16 protein-coding genes are annotated in these 16,430 nt (G+C 43.3%); 11 read left to right on the top strand and 5 right to left on the bottom strand.

Going from position 1 to position 16,430, the window contains the following annotated elements:
- Positions 1-207 precede the first annotated feature (207 nt).
- The 4 genes from CSQ79_RS21310 to CSQ79_RS21295 all read left to right on the top strand — a co-directional run bounded on the left by CSQ79_RS21310 (position 208) and on the right by CSQ79_RS21295 (position 3,988).
- Positions 208-2,418, top strand: coding sequence for a serine/threonine-protein kinase (locus CSQ79_RS21310; protein WP_099703130.1), 2,211 nt, complete (start codon positions 208-210; stop codon positions 2,416-2,418).
- A 138-nt stretch (positions 2,419-2,556) separates the two neighbouring features.
- Entirely contained in the window at positions 2,557-2,889 is a 333-nt protein-coding gene (locus CSQ79_RS21305) for a DUF433 domain-containing protein (protein WP_099703193.1), read from the top strand.
- Entirely contained in the window at positions 2,886-3,239 is a 354-nt protein-coding gene (locus tag CSQ79_RS21300) for a DUF5615 family PIN-like protein (protein WP_099703129.1), read from the top strand. Before CSQ79_RS21305 ends, CSQ79_RS21300 begins: the two co-directional genes overlap by 4 nt.
- Before the next feature lie 200 nt (positions 3,240-3,439).
- Positions 3,440-3,988 (top strand): NB-ARC domain-containing protein, encoded by a 549-nt coding sequence (locus CSQ79_RS21295; protein WP_099703192.1) that lies wholly within the window; start codon positions 3,440-3,442, stop codon positions 3,986-3,988.
- Positions 3,989-4,000: 12 nt separating this feature from the next.
- Here CSQ79_RS21295 and CSQ79_RS21290 read toward each other — a convergent pair whose 3' ends face one another.
- The gene (locus CSQ79_RS21290; RefSeq protein WP_099703128.1) at positions 4,001-4,669 is read right to left on the bottom strand and encodes a TetR/AcrR family transcriptional regulator; all 669 of its coding nucleotides are present in this window, start codon (positions 4,667-4,669) and stop codon (positions 4,001-4,003) included.
- A gap of 124 nt (positions 4,670-4,793) precedes the next feature.
- On the opposite strand from CSQ79_RS21290, the gene CSQ79_RS21285 reads away from it, so the two are divergent.
- The 4 genes from CSQ79_RS21285 to CSQ79_RS21270 all read left to right on the top strand — a co-directional run bounded on the left by CSQ79_RS21285 (position 4,794) and on the right by CSQ79_RS21270 (position 9,612).
- Positions 4,794-6,350 carry an FAD-dependent monooxygenase gene (locus CSQ79_RS21285; RefSeq protein WP_099703127.1) on the top strand — a complete coding sequence of 519 codons (1,557 nt, stop codon included), beginning with the start codon at positions 4,794-4,796 and terminating at the stop codon, positions 6,348-6,350.
- Positions 6,351-6,377: 27 nt separating this feature from the next.
- Positions 6,378-7,574, top strand: a complete 1,197-nt coding sequence (locus CSQ79_RS21280; protein ID WP_099703126.1) for an ABC exporter membrane fusion protein — start codon at positions 6,378-6,380, stop codon at positions 7,572-7,574.
- Between the two features lie 157 nt (positions 7,575-7,731).
- Positions 7,732-8,907: an ABC transporter permease DevC gene (gene devC, locus CSQ79_RS21275; RefSeq protein WP_099703125.1), complete on the top strand. Its 1,176-nt coding sequence runs from the start codon at positions 7,732-7,734 to the stop codon at positions 8,905-8,907.
- A 9-nt stretch (positions 8,908-8,916) separates the two neighbouring features.
- Positions 8,917-9,612 (top strand): DevA family ABC transporter ATP-binding protein, encoded by a 696-nt coding sequence (locus CSQ79_RS21270; RefSeq protein ID WP_099703124.1) that lies wholly within the window; start codon positions 8,917-8,919, stop codon positions 9,610-9,612.
- A gap of 112 nt (positions 9,613-9,724) precedes the next feature.
- On the opposite strand, the gene yidD is transcribed toward CSQ79_RS21270, so the two are convergent.
- Positions 9,725-9,937, bottom strand: a complete 213-nt coding sequence (gene yidD, locus CSQ79_RS21265) for a membrane protein insertion efficiency factor YidD (RefSeq protein WP_099703123.1) — start codon at positions 9,935-9,937, stop codon at positions 9,725-9,727.
- Positions 9,938-9,999: 62 nt separating this feature from the next.
- Here yidD and CSQ79_RS21260 point away from each other — a divergent pair, with 62 nt between their 5' ends.
- Both CSQ79_RS21260 and CSQ79_RS21255 read left to right on the top strand, forming a co-directional pair.
- Positions 10,000-10,692 carry a diacylglycerol/polyprenol kinase family protein gene (locus CSQ79_RS21260; protein ID WP_099703122.1) on the top strand — a complete coding sequence of 231 codons (693 nt, stop codon included), beginning with the start codon at positions 10,000-10,002 and terminating at the stop codon, positions 10,690-10,692.
- 80 nt (positions 10,693-10,772) lie between these two features.
- Positions 10,773-11,735, top strand: a complete 963-nt coding sequence (locus tag CSQ79_RS21255; protein ID WP_099703121.1) for an aldo/keto reductase — start codon at positions 10,773-10,775, stop codon at positions 11,733-11,735.
- 469 nt (positions 11,736-12,204) lie between these two features.
- Here CSQ79_RS21255 and CSQ79_RS21250 read toward each other — a convergent pair whose 3' ends face one another.
- The gene (locus CSQ79_RS21250; RefSeq protein ID WP_099703120.1) at positions 12,205-13,134 is read right to left on the bottom strand and encodes an alpha/beta fold hydrolase; all 930 of its coding nucleotides are present in this window, start codon (positions 13,132-13,134) and stop codon (positions 12,205-12,207) included.
- A 129-nt stretch (positions 13,135-13,263) separates the two neighbouring features.
- Between CSQ79_RS21250 and CSQ79_RS21245 the strand changes: the two genes are divergently transcribed.
- Positions 13,264-14,127, top strand: coding sequence for a shikimate dehydrogenase (locus CSQ79_RS21245; protein ID WP_099703119.1), 864 nt, complete (start codon positions 13,264-13,266; stop codon positions 14,125-14,127).
- On the opposite strand, the gene CSQ79_RS21240 is transcribed toward CSQ79_RS21245, so the two are convergent.
- On the bottom strand, positions 14,124-14,687 hold the full coding sequence (locus tag CSQ79_RS21240; RefSeq protein WP_099703118.1) for a carbonic anhydrase: 564 nt from the start codon (positions 14,685-14,687) through the stop codon (positions 14,124-14,126). The two genes, CSQ79_RS21245 and CSQ79_RS21240, sit on opposite strands and share 4 nt — an antisense overlap.
- 79 nt (positions 14,688-14,766) lie before the next feature.
- On the bottom strand, positions 14,767-16,398 hold the full coding sequence (locus tag CSQ79_RS21235; protein WP_099703117.1) for a SulP family inorganic anion transporter: 1,632 nt from the start codon (positions 16,396-16,398) through the stop codon (positions 14,767-14,769).
- Positions 16,399-16,430: the final 32 nt, after the last annotated feature.

Genomic DNA, 16,430 nt, shown 5'->3' with positions numbered 1-16,430 from the left:
ACTGAAGGCAATTTTGTTCCTAAACTTTACAAAAAAAAACATACCGGAAATTGTGGCATTTTTCATTGAATTATCCATTAAATTAGCAACTATTTTTTAATTTGTTTAAACTGAAATTTAAGCTGATCAATGAATTCAAATTAGTAAAAGTGGTGTAGTAGTTGTCACTTTTACCAAAGCGATTCAACTCTTGGGGAGAGTCAAGCGATGATAGGCAAATTGCTAGGTGGGCGATACCAAATCGTAGATGTTTTAGGCACTGGTGGCTTTGGTCAAACGTATGTTGCCCAAGACATCCACCGACCAGGTAGTCCTAGATGTGTTGTAAAACACCTCAAGCCTGCTAGCAGCAACTCCAGTTTTTTAGAGAATGCGCGGCGTCTGTTTCAATCTGAAGCGCAAACCTTAGAGAAGCTGGGTAGTCATGACCAAATCCCGAGACTACTCGCTTACTTTGAGGAAAACGAAGAATTTTACTTAGTTCAAGATTTTATTCAAGGTCATCCATTAAGTGTAGCGTTACAAGCAGATAGACACTGGAGCGAGGGAAGAGTCTATCATATGTTACGTGAAGTTTTAGGCATTTTAGAATACGTCCACAGCCAAGGAGTGATTCATCGCGATATCAAGCCAAACAACTTAATTCAACGCCAAGAGGACAACAAGTTAGTCTTAGTTGATTTTGGTTCAGTAAAGCAAGCGTGGACGCAAGTTGTGACTGCCCACGGACAAACAAAAACAAGTTTTGCTCTAGGAACCCCAGCAACAATTGGTATCGGCACGCCAGGATATATGCCCACTGAACAAGGGCGAGGAAGACCACGTCCGAATAGTGATATTTATGCCTTAGGTATTATTGGCATTCAAGCCCTAACTGGTCTAAGTCCGATGCGTTTTCAAGAAGATTTGGACACGGGCGAAATTTTGTGGTTACACATAGTAGCGCAAGTTGACTCAGCACTTGCTCACTTACTTTCAAAAATGGTGCGTTACCACTTTAAAGATCGCTATCAAACAGCAACAGAAGTTTTGCAAGATCTCGCACGCATCAACATACCAGAAGAACCAGCAAATACAGCAGACTTTTTATTAGAACAAGTGCCGCTACCATGTCCGCCACAAAGCACTATCATTTTTACTGAAGACACCAGAACATCAGAACTTCAACACGTTGTTCCAGTCACCTTAGCAGGATCTACAGAGCTGTATACTGGTCAAATTAGCTCGCAGTTAGTTAGCCCAATCATGGAGCGATCGCTTCCAGCGCTGAGAAGAGCGCAATCGCTTGCTCCCAGTCGTCAAATGAGTGTTGCCCAACTGCCACCACCCCTCCCCCCACAACCCCTATCTGACCAGACAAGTACTTTTGCACTGCAAGTCAATTCAGTTAACAACACTGACATTGATCCACCCTCAAATAACCGTGTAAGTACTAGTCATACGGTTCAAAGTCAATACAAGCTGCGCATTGGTGCAGGAATTACAGCAATTATTTTGAGCTTAGTTGCAGGATATGCAATTTACTGGCAACCACGTCCTAGTATCTCTAAGCCGATAGCACAAATGAAGTCACTCAAAGCAGAAGGAAGATATGAAGAGTGCGTTAGTCAGGCTTCTAATTTGTTAGAGAAATCCAGCTATGACGCAGATGCGCAGTCAATTTTATATGAGTGTCAAGTTGCCCAAGCTATAAGATTTGCAGGAGAACGGAACTTTCATGCAGCAATTACAGAAGCCAGTAAAATACCATCTTCAGCAGCTTTTTATCAAAATGTTCAGCAGCTGATTGGACAGTGGTCAAACAGTATCTTAGAAACCGCAACTAACGAATATCAATCAGGCGATCTGCAGCAAGCGATCGCGATCGCGCAACACATTCCTGAATTGAGTCCGATTTATTCAGAAGTGCAAACAACAATCAAACAATGGAACACTGAGTGGCAAAGTAACAATCAACACCTCGAAGCTGCTAAAACTGCTCTCAAAGCTGAAAAATGGGAACAAGCGATCGCTGAAGCGAACAAAGTTTTAGATACAGTCTATTGGCAACAACAAACACAGCCAATTATTCAAACAGCAGAATCAAAGCTTGCAGAAGTTAAGAAAACTGCTGTTACAGCACAGTCAACAACTAGCCCTCAGAACACAACTTCAGCAGTCCGTACTGCTGCGATCGCAACTGCATCTACGACAACTCCAAGACGCACCGTCACGCCAACTACTACAAAACGAGTGACTCCTCAACGCAGAAGTACTCCAGTAGTTCCAGTTAAACGCGTTCAACCACGCCCTGTTAATCGAACGACAACAAGAACTGTCCGCCGCCCCGCAGCAACTCAACCGCGACGTAGCACCCCACCACGCACCGCGACTCCTGCAAAGCCATCATATAGTTGGACAACAAAAACTATACCTTAAGTAGTTGATAAAAATCTTATTAGCTTTGTTTGCTCATGTGTCTTGAGCCATTAATACATAATTCAGAATCAAATCTCGCATAACATAGTGGCGACGAATTCCAATTACTATCGTAAATAGAGAGTAGTGATTGGTTTTATGACAGCATCACCAGTCTTAACAAAGCAATATGTTGAGCAACGAGATAGAGGGTACTGGATTGAGGGAACTCGTGTTTCTCTTGATTCAGTTGTGTATGGTTTCTTAAACGGTGAGTCTCCGGAAAGTATTGCCCAAAATTTTCCTTTGCTTGAACTCGAACAAATCTATGGTGGCATTGCTTTTTACCTTGCCAATCGAGAACTGATTGATCGGTACTTAAAAGAGGGAGAAGCAGAGTTTGAGGAATTGCAGCAGTCCCTCAGAGAAAAAAACTTACTTTTATACCAGAAACTAAAAGCTGCTCAAATCCAGAAACAGGACAAAGCATGAAGAAGGTTCGCTTCCAAGCCGATGCTGATCTTAAGCAATCGATTGTAAGTGGAGTATTGCGCAGGCAACCAAATCTTGATTTTCAGTCAGCTAATGCAGCAGGCTTTGAGGGTAAGAAAGATCAGGAGGTATTGGTAAGCGCAGCAAAGGAGAGAAGAGTTTTAGTGACTCACGATCGGAAAACGATGCCTGTTGAATTTGGAGAATTTGTACTATCTCAAACTAGTTCCGGCGTTTTAATTCTCTCTCAGCGTTTGTCAATTAATGAAGCAATTGAGACCCTCATCTTGATTTGGGAAGCTTCCACTGCTGAGGAATGGATTAATCAAATCATGTCTATTCCTTTCTGAGTCTGCTTCAGACTATACAACCCTGAGAATGAGAATGCTTGATAGGTAAGCAGTGTGGCATAACAAGTCGATGACATGAACAGAAAGGAGACTTGGTGGAGTTGCCGAAGGTAACTGCTGAACTTATCTTATGTGAGTCTGAAACAATCGATGAAGTTAAATCTTTACAGAAGCGAAGTTATAGTATAGAAGTTGAACTTATGAAAAAAGGTTTTCACACTTGTGGTCAACGGATTTCTATTGTTGGAACTACAGGCTCAGGGAAAACAACTTTAGCGCAAAACATTGCTCAACACTTTCAAATCCCTCATATTGAGTTAGACGCACTATACTGGGAGCCAAATTGGACAGCGGCTTCAGAACAAGTGTTTCGAGATCGTGTGTTGAAGGCACTTAAGGGCGATCGCTGGGTTATAGATGGTAACTACAGTAAAGTTCGTGATATCGTTTGGAGTCAAGCAGACACAGTTGTCTTTCTAGACTACTCATTCTGGCTAGTTATGAGGCAACTTTTGCGGCGAACATTGCGGCGATCGCTTAAACAAGAGGAACTTTGGAATGGCAATCGTGAAAGTATTTGGAAATCGTTCTTTACTCAAGAGTCCATCTTGCTATGGATGTTACAAACCTATCAACGTAATCGCAAAAAGTATCCTGCACTGTTTCAGCAATCAGAGTACGTGCAACTATCTGTCGTGCATTTGCAATCTCCACAAATGACAAATGAGTGGTTATTGAGTTTTAAATAGCTATTGGTGCAGCTAGCCGCTTGATGCTGTGTTGCAACCCGTATCAAAATTATCTGTGAGCTGCGGTTCTACAATCAAGTCAATCAAACCATTGACAATGCGATCGCGTTCCATTGGCATAATCTCCTTACCATGTAACATCTCTTGCACAATCATAAAATGCACAACAGCACCAACAAAGATTCTTGCTGTTGCTTCAGGATCAGATAGCTTAAGTTGCGGACAATTTGTAAAATAGTAACAGAGCCTTCTAAATGCAGTCTGCTCAATATTACGAACAAAAGCACGAGCTAATTGCGGAAATCGTCCCGACTCTCCCAAAATCAGCCGCATAAAATTGAGAAACTGAGGTTCACTTGTCTCTATATCTAAGGCTCGATTAGCAAAATTTCTCAGAACAACTTGGGGTGGCATTTGGAAAATTTGATCGTCTGCTGTACCAAAAATAGATTGGAATCTTTGCTCGACTAAACGTTGAATGAGCGCAATGAATAAACTTTCTTTGTCTTGAAAGTGACTATACACTGTCGCTTTTGAAACTTTGGCGGCGATCGCAACTCGATCCATACTTGTTGCTGCATAACCATGAGTTAAAAATTCTTGCATTCCACCTTCTAAAATGGCTGCGGTTTTTTCTGGAGAAAGCTGTCTATCTGTACGTCCAGGTTTTGCCTGTCTCATGCCAAGTCGTCCTTAAGGTTGAATCATCAATCTTACCTTGACATTCTAAACTAGTCAGTCTAGTCTATTATTAAATGAACTACTCAGTTTAGTTTATTGCTTCTGGAACAGGAGGCACAAAAGTATGCAAAACACCATTCAAACAAACGTCATTATCGTCGGCGCAGGACCCACAGGGCTTTCGCTTGCTGTGCAGTTGATGCGCTACAACATTGATTTTGTCATCTTTGACAAGAAAGAAGGAGTTACTGAGCTATCCAAGGCGCTGGTAGTGCATGCTCGTACGTTGGAAATTTACGACCAGGTAGATTTGGCGAAAAAAGCTGTTGCTGGGGGAGAACAGGTACAACAAGTTGCCTTCATGCATGACGGTAAAGTTAGTGCCCGCCTCGATTTTTCAGACTTTGGTGCAGGGCTTAGTCCGTTTCCATTTATGCTTGTATTTGAACAAAGCAAAAACGAGCATTTGCTTTACGAGCATCTCCAGCGTAACGGTAAGGCTGTGCTGTGGCAGACCGAATTGGAATCATTAACACAAGATGCAGACAATGTAAGAGTGGTGGTCAAAACCATCAGTGGCGAAACGCAAATAATCGAAGCATCTTATTTAGTGGGGTGTGATGGTGCGAGTAGTCCTACTCGGCAGATTCTCGGTTTACCCTTTGAAGGTTCAACGCATCCACGCTTGTTTTACGTGGCGGATGTGCAGATGGAATTTTCAAAAGATGAGGGCACAGCATATCCAGTATTAGGACATGACTCCTTTGTGCTGATGGTGCCGATGCAAGATGAAAAACGCTGGCGGCTGATCGGTAACTTGCCTGAGTATGAAGATGAAATTGATCGAGAAATCCTGTTTGATGCAGTCGAACCTAAAGTCAAGCAATTGGTGCAACAACCGCTAGAAATTACAGCTTTACATTGGTTTTCGACATACAAAGTGCATACTCGGCGGGCAGAGACGTTCTCAGCTGGTAGATGCTTTCTAGCAGGTGATGCGGCACATATTCATACGCCTGCGGGGGGACAAGGCATGAACACGGGTATTCAGGATGCTTATAATCTTGCTTGGAAGCTGGCTTTCGTTTTACGGGGTAATGCTCACAATTCATTGCTAGCAACTTACAACGAGGAACGCGTAGCGAATGCGAAACGGTTGTTACAGACGACTGACCAATTTTTTGAGGTTGCAGCAAGCGATCGCTGGTATTTTCGTTTCTTCCGCGACAATATTTTTCCAAGCATTGCGGGGTTTGTGACCCAGTTTAGTGCTGCAAAAGAGTTTCTGTTTCCCATGATTTCGCAAATTGGACTAGACTACCGCGACAGTTCTTTAAGCCAACATCAGCAAAGCCACTTCGAGGTCAAAGCCGGAGATCGAATGCCGTATTTTCTAGTCAGTGGCGAGAACGTTTACGATCAGTTGCGCAGTCCTAAGTTTCACTTACTTGTGTTTTCTGATGGGCAACACAATGATGAGTATCTGAAACCGGAACTTGAAGAATTCGGTGAGTGTATCGATTTTCAGATCATTCCGCTTTACCCAAAAGTTGTGGAAATTTTTGGTAGTCAAAAACCATTCAAAGTACTGCTGCGACCAGATAACTACATTGCATTACTCTCGCCAGACTGTTCTTTAGAAGACCTCAAAGCCTACTTCTGTAAGGTTGGACTAACTTAATATATCTGCGCTTTCAGGATGTGACTTATGCAAGATACGATTCAGAGTCGGAATCAATTTATTAAAGCAATATCCCAGCGAGGAGTGATAATTGCGGGAATTATACTGTTGGGCGTCGGTAGTGCAATGACATATAGATGGATGCGAGTGGCATCGAATCAACAAGAGGCTGATGCACCTGTGATAACTCCTGTAATTGAAACAGTCACTGCACTAGGGCGATTAGAGCCACGGGGTACCGTCATTAAACTTTCGGCTCCAACGTCAAGTCAAGGCAATCGAGTTGAGCGATTACTAGTGCAAGAAGGCGATCGCATTCAAGTAGGTCAAGTTATTGCCATTCTGGACTCGCACGATCAACGTAAAGCTGCTCTTGAAGAAGCAGAGGAACAAGTAAATGTGGCACGCACTCAACTCGACGTCATTCAAGCAGGTGCAAAACAAGGTGAAATCAATGCACAACGAGCAGAAATTGCTCGATTAAGCGCAGAACGCCAAGGCAATATTGCTGCACAAGTAGCAACTGTGGCTCGCTTGCAATCTGAGTTACAAAATGCCCAAGCCGAGTTTAATCGTTATCAATTACTGTATCAAGAAGGAGCAATTTCCGCATCTGAACGTGACAGCAGACGCTTAGCATTAGACACGGCTCAAAAATCTGTCCAAGAAGCGCAAGTTAATCTCGATCGCCTGCGTTTGACAACTCCTGCGGAGTTAAACAGGGCAAGAGCAACGCTAGAGCAAATTGCTGAGGTGCGTCCTGTCGATGTGCGTTCGGCACAAGCACAAGTGAATCGAGCGATCGCTGCCCGCAATCAAGCAAAGGCAAGTTTTGAGCAATCAGTAGTGCGTTCTCCGATTGATGGTGAAGTGCTAGATATTTATACACGAGCGGGTGAAGTGGTTTCGACAGATGGCATTGCAGAGATTGGGCAAACGCAGCAGATGCAAGCGATCGCAGAAGTCTATCAAAGCGATATCAGTAAAGTTCAAGTCGGGCAACGAGTTCGAGTCACAAGCGATTCAATTGCGAGTGAATTAACAGGGACAGTTGAATGGGTTGGTTCTCAAGTACGCCGACAAGCGATCGTCAACACCGATCCGAGTGCCAATATCGATGCCAGAGTGATTGAGGTGCAAATCAACTTAGATGATGCCTCTAGTCAAAAAGCTGCTCAATTTACGAATCTGCAAGTTCAGGTGGTGATTGAATCTCCTGCATGAAAAGAATTACGAATAAATTCGCACACTATAAACAAAGTCCACCTCCGTGGAATTACCAGTAAAAATCTTGTCTTAGTGTACGAAGGTACACTTTGCTTGGGTAGCTCCGACTGAAGTCGGAGGAAGTTTGCGATTTATACAGAAGGTTTATTGAACAATGATCGGCTTCATTCAACAATTACAGCGTCGCACTCCTCTTGGATGGCTGCAACTGAGTCACGAGAAAGGTCGCTTACTGGTTGCACTAGCAGGTATCGCCTTTGCAGATGTGCTGATGTTTATGCAGCTGGGCTTTCAAAATGCATTATATGACAGTAATACCCGTGTCAGTCGTGCGATGTCAACTGACATTGTTTTGCTCAGTCCCAAAGCCCTTAATCTGCAAAATTTATCTACCTTTTCACGGCGGCGACTATTTCAAGCAAAAGATGTTCCAGGTGTGCAAACGTCAACCGCACTGTACATCAACAGCATCACTTGGCGAAATCCTCAAACTCGCCTCAATGCCACTGTGCAAGTGTTAGGATTTGCACCCGACGAGCCAGCGTTTGACCTACCAGAAGTTAATCAACAACTTGACAAGCTGAAGTTACCGGATACAGTTCTTTTTGATCGCGGTGCTAGAGGTCAGTATGCAGAGGCGATCGCCCAAGTAGAGCAAGGAACAACAACGACGACTGAAGTTGATCGCCGGACATTAACAATTGCCGGACTGTTTAGCTTGGGAGCGTCTTTTGGCGCAGATGCCAACTTAATGGTGAGCGATCAAACTTTTCTGGGTCTCTTTCCACGACGAGATGCTGCTAGTGTTAGTCTGGGGTTGATCCAAGTGAAATCAGGATACGATCCTCAACAAGTTGCTGCTGCCTTAGAATCTCATTTACCTGAAGATGTCCGCGTACTGACAACTCAAGAGTATGTGCAATTTGAGGAAAACTATTGGAGAAGTGCAAGCCCAATCGGATTTGTATTTGGGTTAGGAACTACAATGGCGTTTGTTGTTGGCGTTGTGATTGTCTATCAAGTGCTATCAACTGACGTGAACGCGCACATCAAGGAGTACGCCACCTTTAAAGCAATGGGCTACAGCAATTCCTACTTATTGAGCGTTGTGTTTGAAGAAGCAATTATCCTAGCATTTCTCGGATTTATCCCTGGTGCTATTCTTCCTTTGGGACTTTATGCCCTAGCTGCTAACGCAACTGCTTTACCAATTTATATGACAGCTTCAAGGGCTGTGTTTGTCTTAGTGCTAACAGTTGTGATGTGTGCGCTTTCGGGGGCAATTGCCACTCGTAAACTCCAGTCCGCCGATCCAGCAGATATGTTTTAGGAATGAACAATGGCGATCGCTATTTCAGTTCACAACCTCAACCACTACTTTGGTCAAGGTCAACTTCGCAAGCAAGTCTTATTTGATATCAATCTCGAAATTAACACAGGCGAGATTGTGATTATGACGGGTCCTTCGGGTTCTGGAAAAACAACATTGCTAACGTTGATTGGGGGATTGCGTTCTGCCCAATCTGGAAGCTTACAAGTTTTGGGGCAAGAATTGTGCGGCGCAACATCTCAACAACTCACGCAAGCCCGAAAATACCACGGATACATCTTTCAATCACACAACTTGCATAGCAGCTTAACAGCGTTACAAAACGTCAAAATGGGTTTGGAATTGCATCGAGAGATACCTCCCACAAAGATGAAAGCGCGATCAATTGGGATGTTAGAACAAGTAGGATTAAAAGAGCGCATCAATTATTATCCTGATAATTTATCTGGCGGACAGAAACAAAGGGTTGCGATCGCCCGTGCTCTGGTTAGCCATCCTAAACTAGTACTTGCAGATGAACCTACTGCGGCTTTGGATAGCAAATCCGGTCGAGATGTGGTCAACTTAATGCAAACTCTTGCCAAAGAGCAAGGCTGCACAATTTTGCTAGTAACCCACGACAATCGAATTTTAGACGTTGCCGATCGCATCATTCACATGGAAGATGGAATATTAAAGCGCAATACAGCTTCAGCAGTAGGTTAGTGTTTGAATCAAAAGTGTGACGAGCGCACACTCAAGCAAAAGATCTACCAGTAAGTCCACGCAGGTGGACTTAGTTAGTTGAGCTGCGAATTTATTCGCCAAGCTGATGCAGTTATTTCGGTACTGGATCGTAACCACCTGGATGCCAAGGATGACAACGCAGCACCCGTCGCACTGCTAAAATTCCGCCACGCCATGCTCCAAAGCGTTCAACTGCTTCCATTGCATACTGCGAACAGGTAGGATGAAAGCGGCAAGTAGGAGGAAACAGCGGTGAAATTAAAATACGATAGCCGCGAATTAAGAAAAGAATCAGACGTTTCATCACAGAGCCAAATTCTCGATACAGTGTAACAAGAATACTTACATTCAGCTTAAGTCAAGACCTTGCTTACTTTAACTCAGTTAGAATCAGTACCATTGTGGCAGCCAATTACTGTTGTAGGAACCTGGATAGGTGCGATCCTATTAATAGCATTAATTGCCAATCGCTATACTAGTGCCGACTCAGAAATTACGCGCAAGATTGTTCACATTGGCACAGGTAACATCATTTTGTTGGCTTGGTGGCTAAATATCCCTGCAAGTATAGGTATTGGTGCTTCAATTGTAGCAAGTGTTGTTACCCTGCTCTCATATAAATTTCCGCTTCTGCCTGGAATTAATAGTGTTGGACGCCAAAGCCTTGGCACGTTTTTTTACGCGGTGAGTATTGGCATCTTAGTTGCCTGGTTTTGGTCTGTAGAACAACCTCAATATGCAGCTTTAGGCATTTTGGTAATGACGTGGGGTGATGGTTTAGCTGCCTTAATTGGTCAAAAATTTGGTAAGCATCGCTACAAAATTTGGGGAATTCAAAAAAGCTGGGAAGGTTCTTTGACAATGGCTGTCGTCAGTTACATCGTTAGTAGCCTGATTTTTCTGGGTATACAAGGTAACATCTGGCAAACCTGGATGATTTCACTAGTTATTGCCCTAGTTGCTACTAGTCTAGAAGCTTTCTCTAAATTTGGTATAGATAATTTGACGGTTCCTCTGGGTAGTGCAGCGATCGCTTTTGCTTTGACTCAGTTGCTGTAGTTCAAATTGTATAGATATACTACCCATTACCCATTACCCAACTGCATTGCACAATAAACAAAGAACACTATGAGGTAAAAATGGAGAAGCGACGCTTAGGCACAACTGATATCTACATTACTCCCATTTTGATGGGAACATGGCAAGCTGGTCAAAAACAGTGGGTTGGTATTGAGGATGAAGAATGTATCAAAGCTATTCGCGCTGCAGTGGATGCTGGAATGACAACAATTGATACAGCAGAAGTATATGGTAATGGTCACTCAGAACAAGTCATTGCACAAGCTTTAACTGATGTACCACGCGATCGCATTGTTTACGCTACAAAAGTTTTTGCCAATCACTTGAAACACGATCAAGTACTCGAAGCTTGCGATCGCTCGCTGAAAAATCTGAAAATTGATTATATTGACCTCTACCAAATTCATTGGCCTTCGGGTTCTTTTAACACAGAAACTGTCCCTATCGAAGAAACAATGAGTGCTTTAAATCAATTAAAGCAGCAAGGTAAAATTCGGGCGATCGGGGTTTCTAATTTCTCGCGCCCTCAGCTAGAAGAAGCTGCACAACACGGACGCATTGATAGCATTCAGCCGCCTTACTCGCTGTTTTGGCGCTGGGTTGAGAAAGACGTGATGCCTTATTGTGTTGAGCATAACATTTCGATTCTTGCCTATTCTCCTCTCGCTCAAGGGTTATTAACAGGAAAATTTGGTCAAGGTCATCAATTTGATTCCCAAGATAACCGTTCTAAGAATAAGCTGTTTCAAGGCGAAAACTACGAACGGGCGCAGCAAGCCCTAGAAAAACTTCGTCCGATCGCTGAACGCCATCAAGCTTCTCTTGCAAATTTGGCGATCGCGTGGCTAATTGCCCAGCCTCAAACCCAAGCCATTGTTGGTGCTAGAACCGCAGAACAAGCTGTTGGTAACGCTAAAGCTGCTACAGTACAACTCAGTACTGAAGAACTAGCAGAAATTGACGCTATTGGTCGCATTGTGACTGACCATTTAGACGAAAACCCAGTGATGTGGAATTGGTAGGAAGAAGAGGGGTCGGGGTTTGGAGGTCAGAGGTTAGGGGGTTTACAAAGGAAAGTTATTGGTGTGTTGCTGAATGTGTCGGTTGTTGTTGCAAAGTTCTAAGACTTTTAAACTTGAGTAAATACCTACTTGCAGTTATCAAACAACGTGATAACTTAAATATTAAGGCACCAGATGGATAAAACCACATCCAAAAAGGAAAGGTTCTCGGCTCGGTGTCTCCCGTCGTAGAACTATCAACAGCAAATACCAAGCATAGCTTCAGAGGCAACACACCTAACATGGGTAACGCCTAACCTTGGTCAAGAAAGACACTTCTATGCTGGAGTTGCGAAACTAGTAAACCTTAGTTGTTATTCCACTTACCTCTCTATTCCAAATTCAATTTGAAGAAGTTGAGTCTTATTTCCTAAAGGGTCTAGTCCATCTATTCTGGCTAGACCCTTGACATTTGATTAGTGATTCGCAATTAGCGACTCAATGTGAGTACCCAGTCGCTTAACAGAGAGTTAACTTGTTCTGGCACTTCATCATGAGGGCAATGTCCTGCCCATAAAAAATATTCCTTTAATTCTGGATAATACTTGCGAAACCTAGGCGATCGCTCTCTAGCATTCATCCAAGGATCTGCTTCTCCCCACAACAGCAGTAAGGGACAATCTAACTGTTTTAGCAGCGTATCAACTTTTTCTCCCTGAGGAGTACTGAACACAGAGGCAAAAACATCGATGGCACCAGGATCGCAAGCAGGACGGTAAATGTCTTCTACTAATTGCTCTGTGATCGCACTTTTATCAAGGTATACCTTTTCTAAGGTTTGCCGGATAACCCAAGGTTGACGGATGTACTGAAATAATAAGAAACGTCCTAAGGGTTGCTGAAAAAACCACTTTGCCGACTCTTGCAAAAATTTTTGGATAAAATCAGACTGTTTTGGTGGTTGAATCTCTGATTGTACTGCTTCAGATTCAGGCGTAGGCTGATCTTCGTTAAAAGGTCCTGCACTATTTAATAAAACTAATCCCGCAGCTGCATCTTTACGCTGAGCAGCAACACACAAACTAGTATATCCACCCAAAGAGTTACCAGCTAACACAACTGGTTGACCAATGACTTCTTGAATAAAGTCATACAACTGATCGCGCCATAGATCTCCGCTGTATTGCCACTTTGGCTTAGCAGAACGCCCAAAACCTAATAAATCAACTGCCCATACTTCAAAATCACGCGACAGCCCAGCAACATTTTTTTGCCAGTGGTCGGTTGAAGCACCAAATCCATGTATTAATAGTATGGGTGGATACTGGGAGGATTGTCCGGCCCGTACATAATAAATTGACTGCCCTCGCCACTGCCAATATTTGCCAGGAATTGAGGTAGTAGCAGAAGTCACCTGCATAATCTCAATAAATGTTAAGTTACTTTAATAATCTTAACGTGGACTATAACCATGTAATCTATGTAAATAGATAGAGGTTAGAGGTTAGAGCTTTAATATGTGTCATTTATTTGGTTTGGGTATTTGTAGGTGATTACAGGTAAAACACAACTACTTGGCGTGATTGGGCATCCGGTAGAACACTCGCTGTCTCCGGTAATGCATAATGCAGCGATCGCCCATTTAGGACTAGATTATGTTTATTTACCTTTATCAGTTAAACCAGAAGCTTTGACAACAGCAGTTGCTGGATTTGCAGCAATCAACTTAAAAGGCTTTAATGTCACAATTCCCCATAAACAGGCAATTCTACCGTTGCTATCAGAAATTTCTCCTGTCGCTCAAGCGGTGGGAGCCGTTAATACAGTTTGGCGTCAGGATGATGCTTGGGTAGGTACTAACACTGATGTTGAAGGCTTTCTTGCTCCTTTGCAAGATTTAAATCGCGATTGGAATAATGCTGTAGTCGTTATTTTAGGCTATGGAGGAGCCGCAAGAGCAGTCGTAGCAGCTTGCGCTCAATTAGGTTGTTCGACAATTCATGTGATTGGTCGTAACGGGCAAAAGCTACAGCAATTTTACGCTAGTTGGCACAATGCAGATACTAGCAGTAAACTACAAGTTCATGCTTGGGAAAAACTACCACAGTTGATTCCTCAAGCAACCTTATTAGTCAACACAACTCCTGTGGGAATGCATCCGCACACTGAAGCATCGCCATTAAGCATTACAGAGATGATGCTTTTGTCTCCAAAGGCGATCGCATACGATTTAATTTACACTCCGAGTCCTACTCAGTTTCTCCAACAAGCAGAAAAACAAGGCGCAATGACAATCGATGGACTAGAAATGCTCGTTCAACAAGGCGCAGCAGCGCTTCAAATTTGGTTACAGCAATCAGTCCCTGTCGATATTATGCGTCAAGCTTTACAACAGCAATTAATCAAGCGTTAGCTGAGACTTGATTGTGTAGGCATCACAGCCTGAACTTCAGCATTAAGAGTTACAAAATAAAGCTCTATATTGAGATCAGGATATCGCTTGCGAATTTCCCAATAAGCTCGATTTAAGTAATCTCCATGAACTTGTTGTTCGCGTTCTCGATCGCTACTTAACTCAGGATCGATTTTACTAGCATATGCTCCACAATCTTGATGGTCTAAGACAATTACTTTTGTAATGTGATGTAACTTGTGAGACAACTCTAGTTGATCCCAAAATACCTCAGCCTCAGCAGTATGGGGAAAACCAGATAATGCTAGAGAAGCGCCTGCTAAAGCTGTCCAATCATATTGATTACTCAGATGTTGCAGCGACAAGAAATAGCGCTCTGTCTCTAGAAAGCGAAAATCAATACAACTAAGTACTAATGCTTTCGCCTGATGTTCTGCGGCTCTAGCTGGTAAGGTTTTTAGTAAAACAGGAACAACAATTACAGGTAAGAGCGATCGCAAAAAATGACGACGAGGAAATTGATGAGGTTGACTACAGGCACAGCCGCTAATTTGTTGCATTGTGAAATCTAGTATAAATGTTTCTCTAAAAAGAAATAAGCTTGTATGGCACTGATTAAATTACAGGTCATTTAGTTGTTTAGTTCTCACGAACAGATACTAACTCTTGATGGCATCCAAGTTCAGGAGACAGCGCACAAATTGCAGCATCAGTAGTTTCAAAGCAATTTTCTTTACCTATTTTGTCGAGTAAGCCACTACGTTCTAGCATTTGCTTTACCTGGGGTTGCAAACCACTTAGTAGCAAACGACAGTTGCGTCGTTTTAAGTCATAGTAAATGTCTTCTAATGCAACAAGTCCAGTAGTGTCCATATTAGGCACAAATCGCAACCGTAAAATCAAGTATTTTACTTCTGGTTCGTCGCGCAAAAAAGTCACAAAGCGCTCAGCAGCCCCAAAGAATAAGGGACCATCAACTCGGTAAACAGCAACTTGTTTACTTAGCTCCAAGGGTATACCAGGCGGAAAGGCTTCTATTTCAGATACTTTACCTAAACTAAGGTCACTCATTCGTTTAATAAACAATGCTCCTGCGGCAATCAAGCCGACTTCTACTGCTAATACTAAGTCAAAACAAACAGTCACTAGCCACGTAAGAATCATGACAGCAAAGTCAGAGTATGTTGCTCGCATCAACAACCCGATCGCTTCCCACTCAATCATCCGCACACTTGTAACCATGAGAATACCTGCCAAGGCTGCTAAAGGAACCTGTGCTGCTAAGGGAGCTAATACTAAAACAATGATTGCCAATGCAATGCCGTGAATGACACCAGAAAGCCGCGTTTTGCCGCCAGCGCGGACATTAACTGCTGTACGGGCGATCGCTCCTGTTGCTGGAATACCACCGAAGAAAGGCACGACGATATTTGCTAAACCTTGACCTATAAGTTCGCGATCGCTATTGTGCTTCTCGCTGACAGTCATGCCATCTGCTACTACTGCCGACAGTAACGATTCAATACTGCCCAAAGCTGCTAGTGCTAATGCTGGACTCATCAGTTCTTGAATAAGCTGAAAGTTATTCCAATGAGGAATTGTCTGCGGTATTGGCAATGATTGCGGAATTGAACCAATGGTGGGGACATCGAGATCAAACCAAGCAGCGATCGCTGTTGCTAAGACTAAACCAACTAATGAGCCTGGGATGCCAGTAGTAATCTGCGTCCAAAGCAGTTTGGTAGTAATTACCATCAGGGTTAACCCTACTGCTGCCCAATTGACACCCTCTAGATGCGTTAGTGTTGCCCATAATCCTGGCAAAAAGTGTTCGCTGCGCGATAAATGTAAACCGAAAAAATTATTCAATTGTCCGCAAAAAATGATGATGGCAATGCCATTCGTAAAACCGGCAGTAACTGGATAAGGAATAAATTTGACCAGCCTACCAAGCTTGGCAACTCCTAGGGCAACTTGAATGATTCCTGCCATTACCCCAGCAAGCCACACTTTTTCAATTCCGTACTTGGCAACAATCCCAATCAAGATAACTGCCATTGCTCCTGTAGGACCTGTAATCTGTACAGGAGAACCACCAAATACTGCTGCTACAATCCCCGCCACAATTGCTGTGTAAAGTCCGGCTTTCGGTTCTACGCCACTCGCTACGGCAAATGCTAATGCTAAAGGAAGCGCCACAATTGCTGCTGTCAGCCCTCCAGTCAAGTCACCACGCCAATTAGTAATCTTCAGAAGGTTTGCTCGTGTCATCTGGTGCTATCCAACTCCAATATATATCTTTG

This window comes from Gloeocapsopsis sp. IPPAS B-1203, from assembly GCF_002749975.1.
In the GTDB taxonomy this organism is placed as follows: Bacteria; Cyanobacteriota; Cyanobacteriia; order Cyanobacteriales; family Chroococcidiopsidaceae; genus Gloeocapsopsis.
This window is presented reverse-complemented; position numbering and strand designations above follow the sequence as displayed.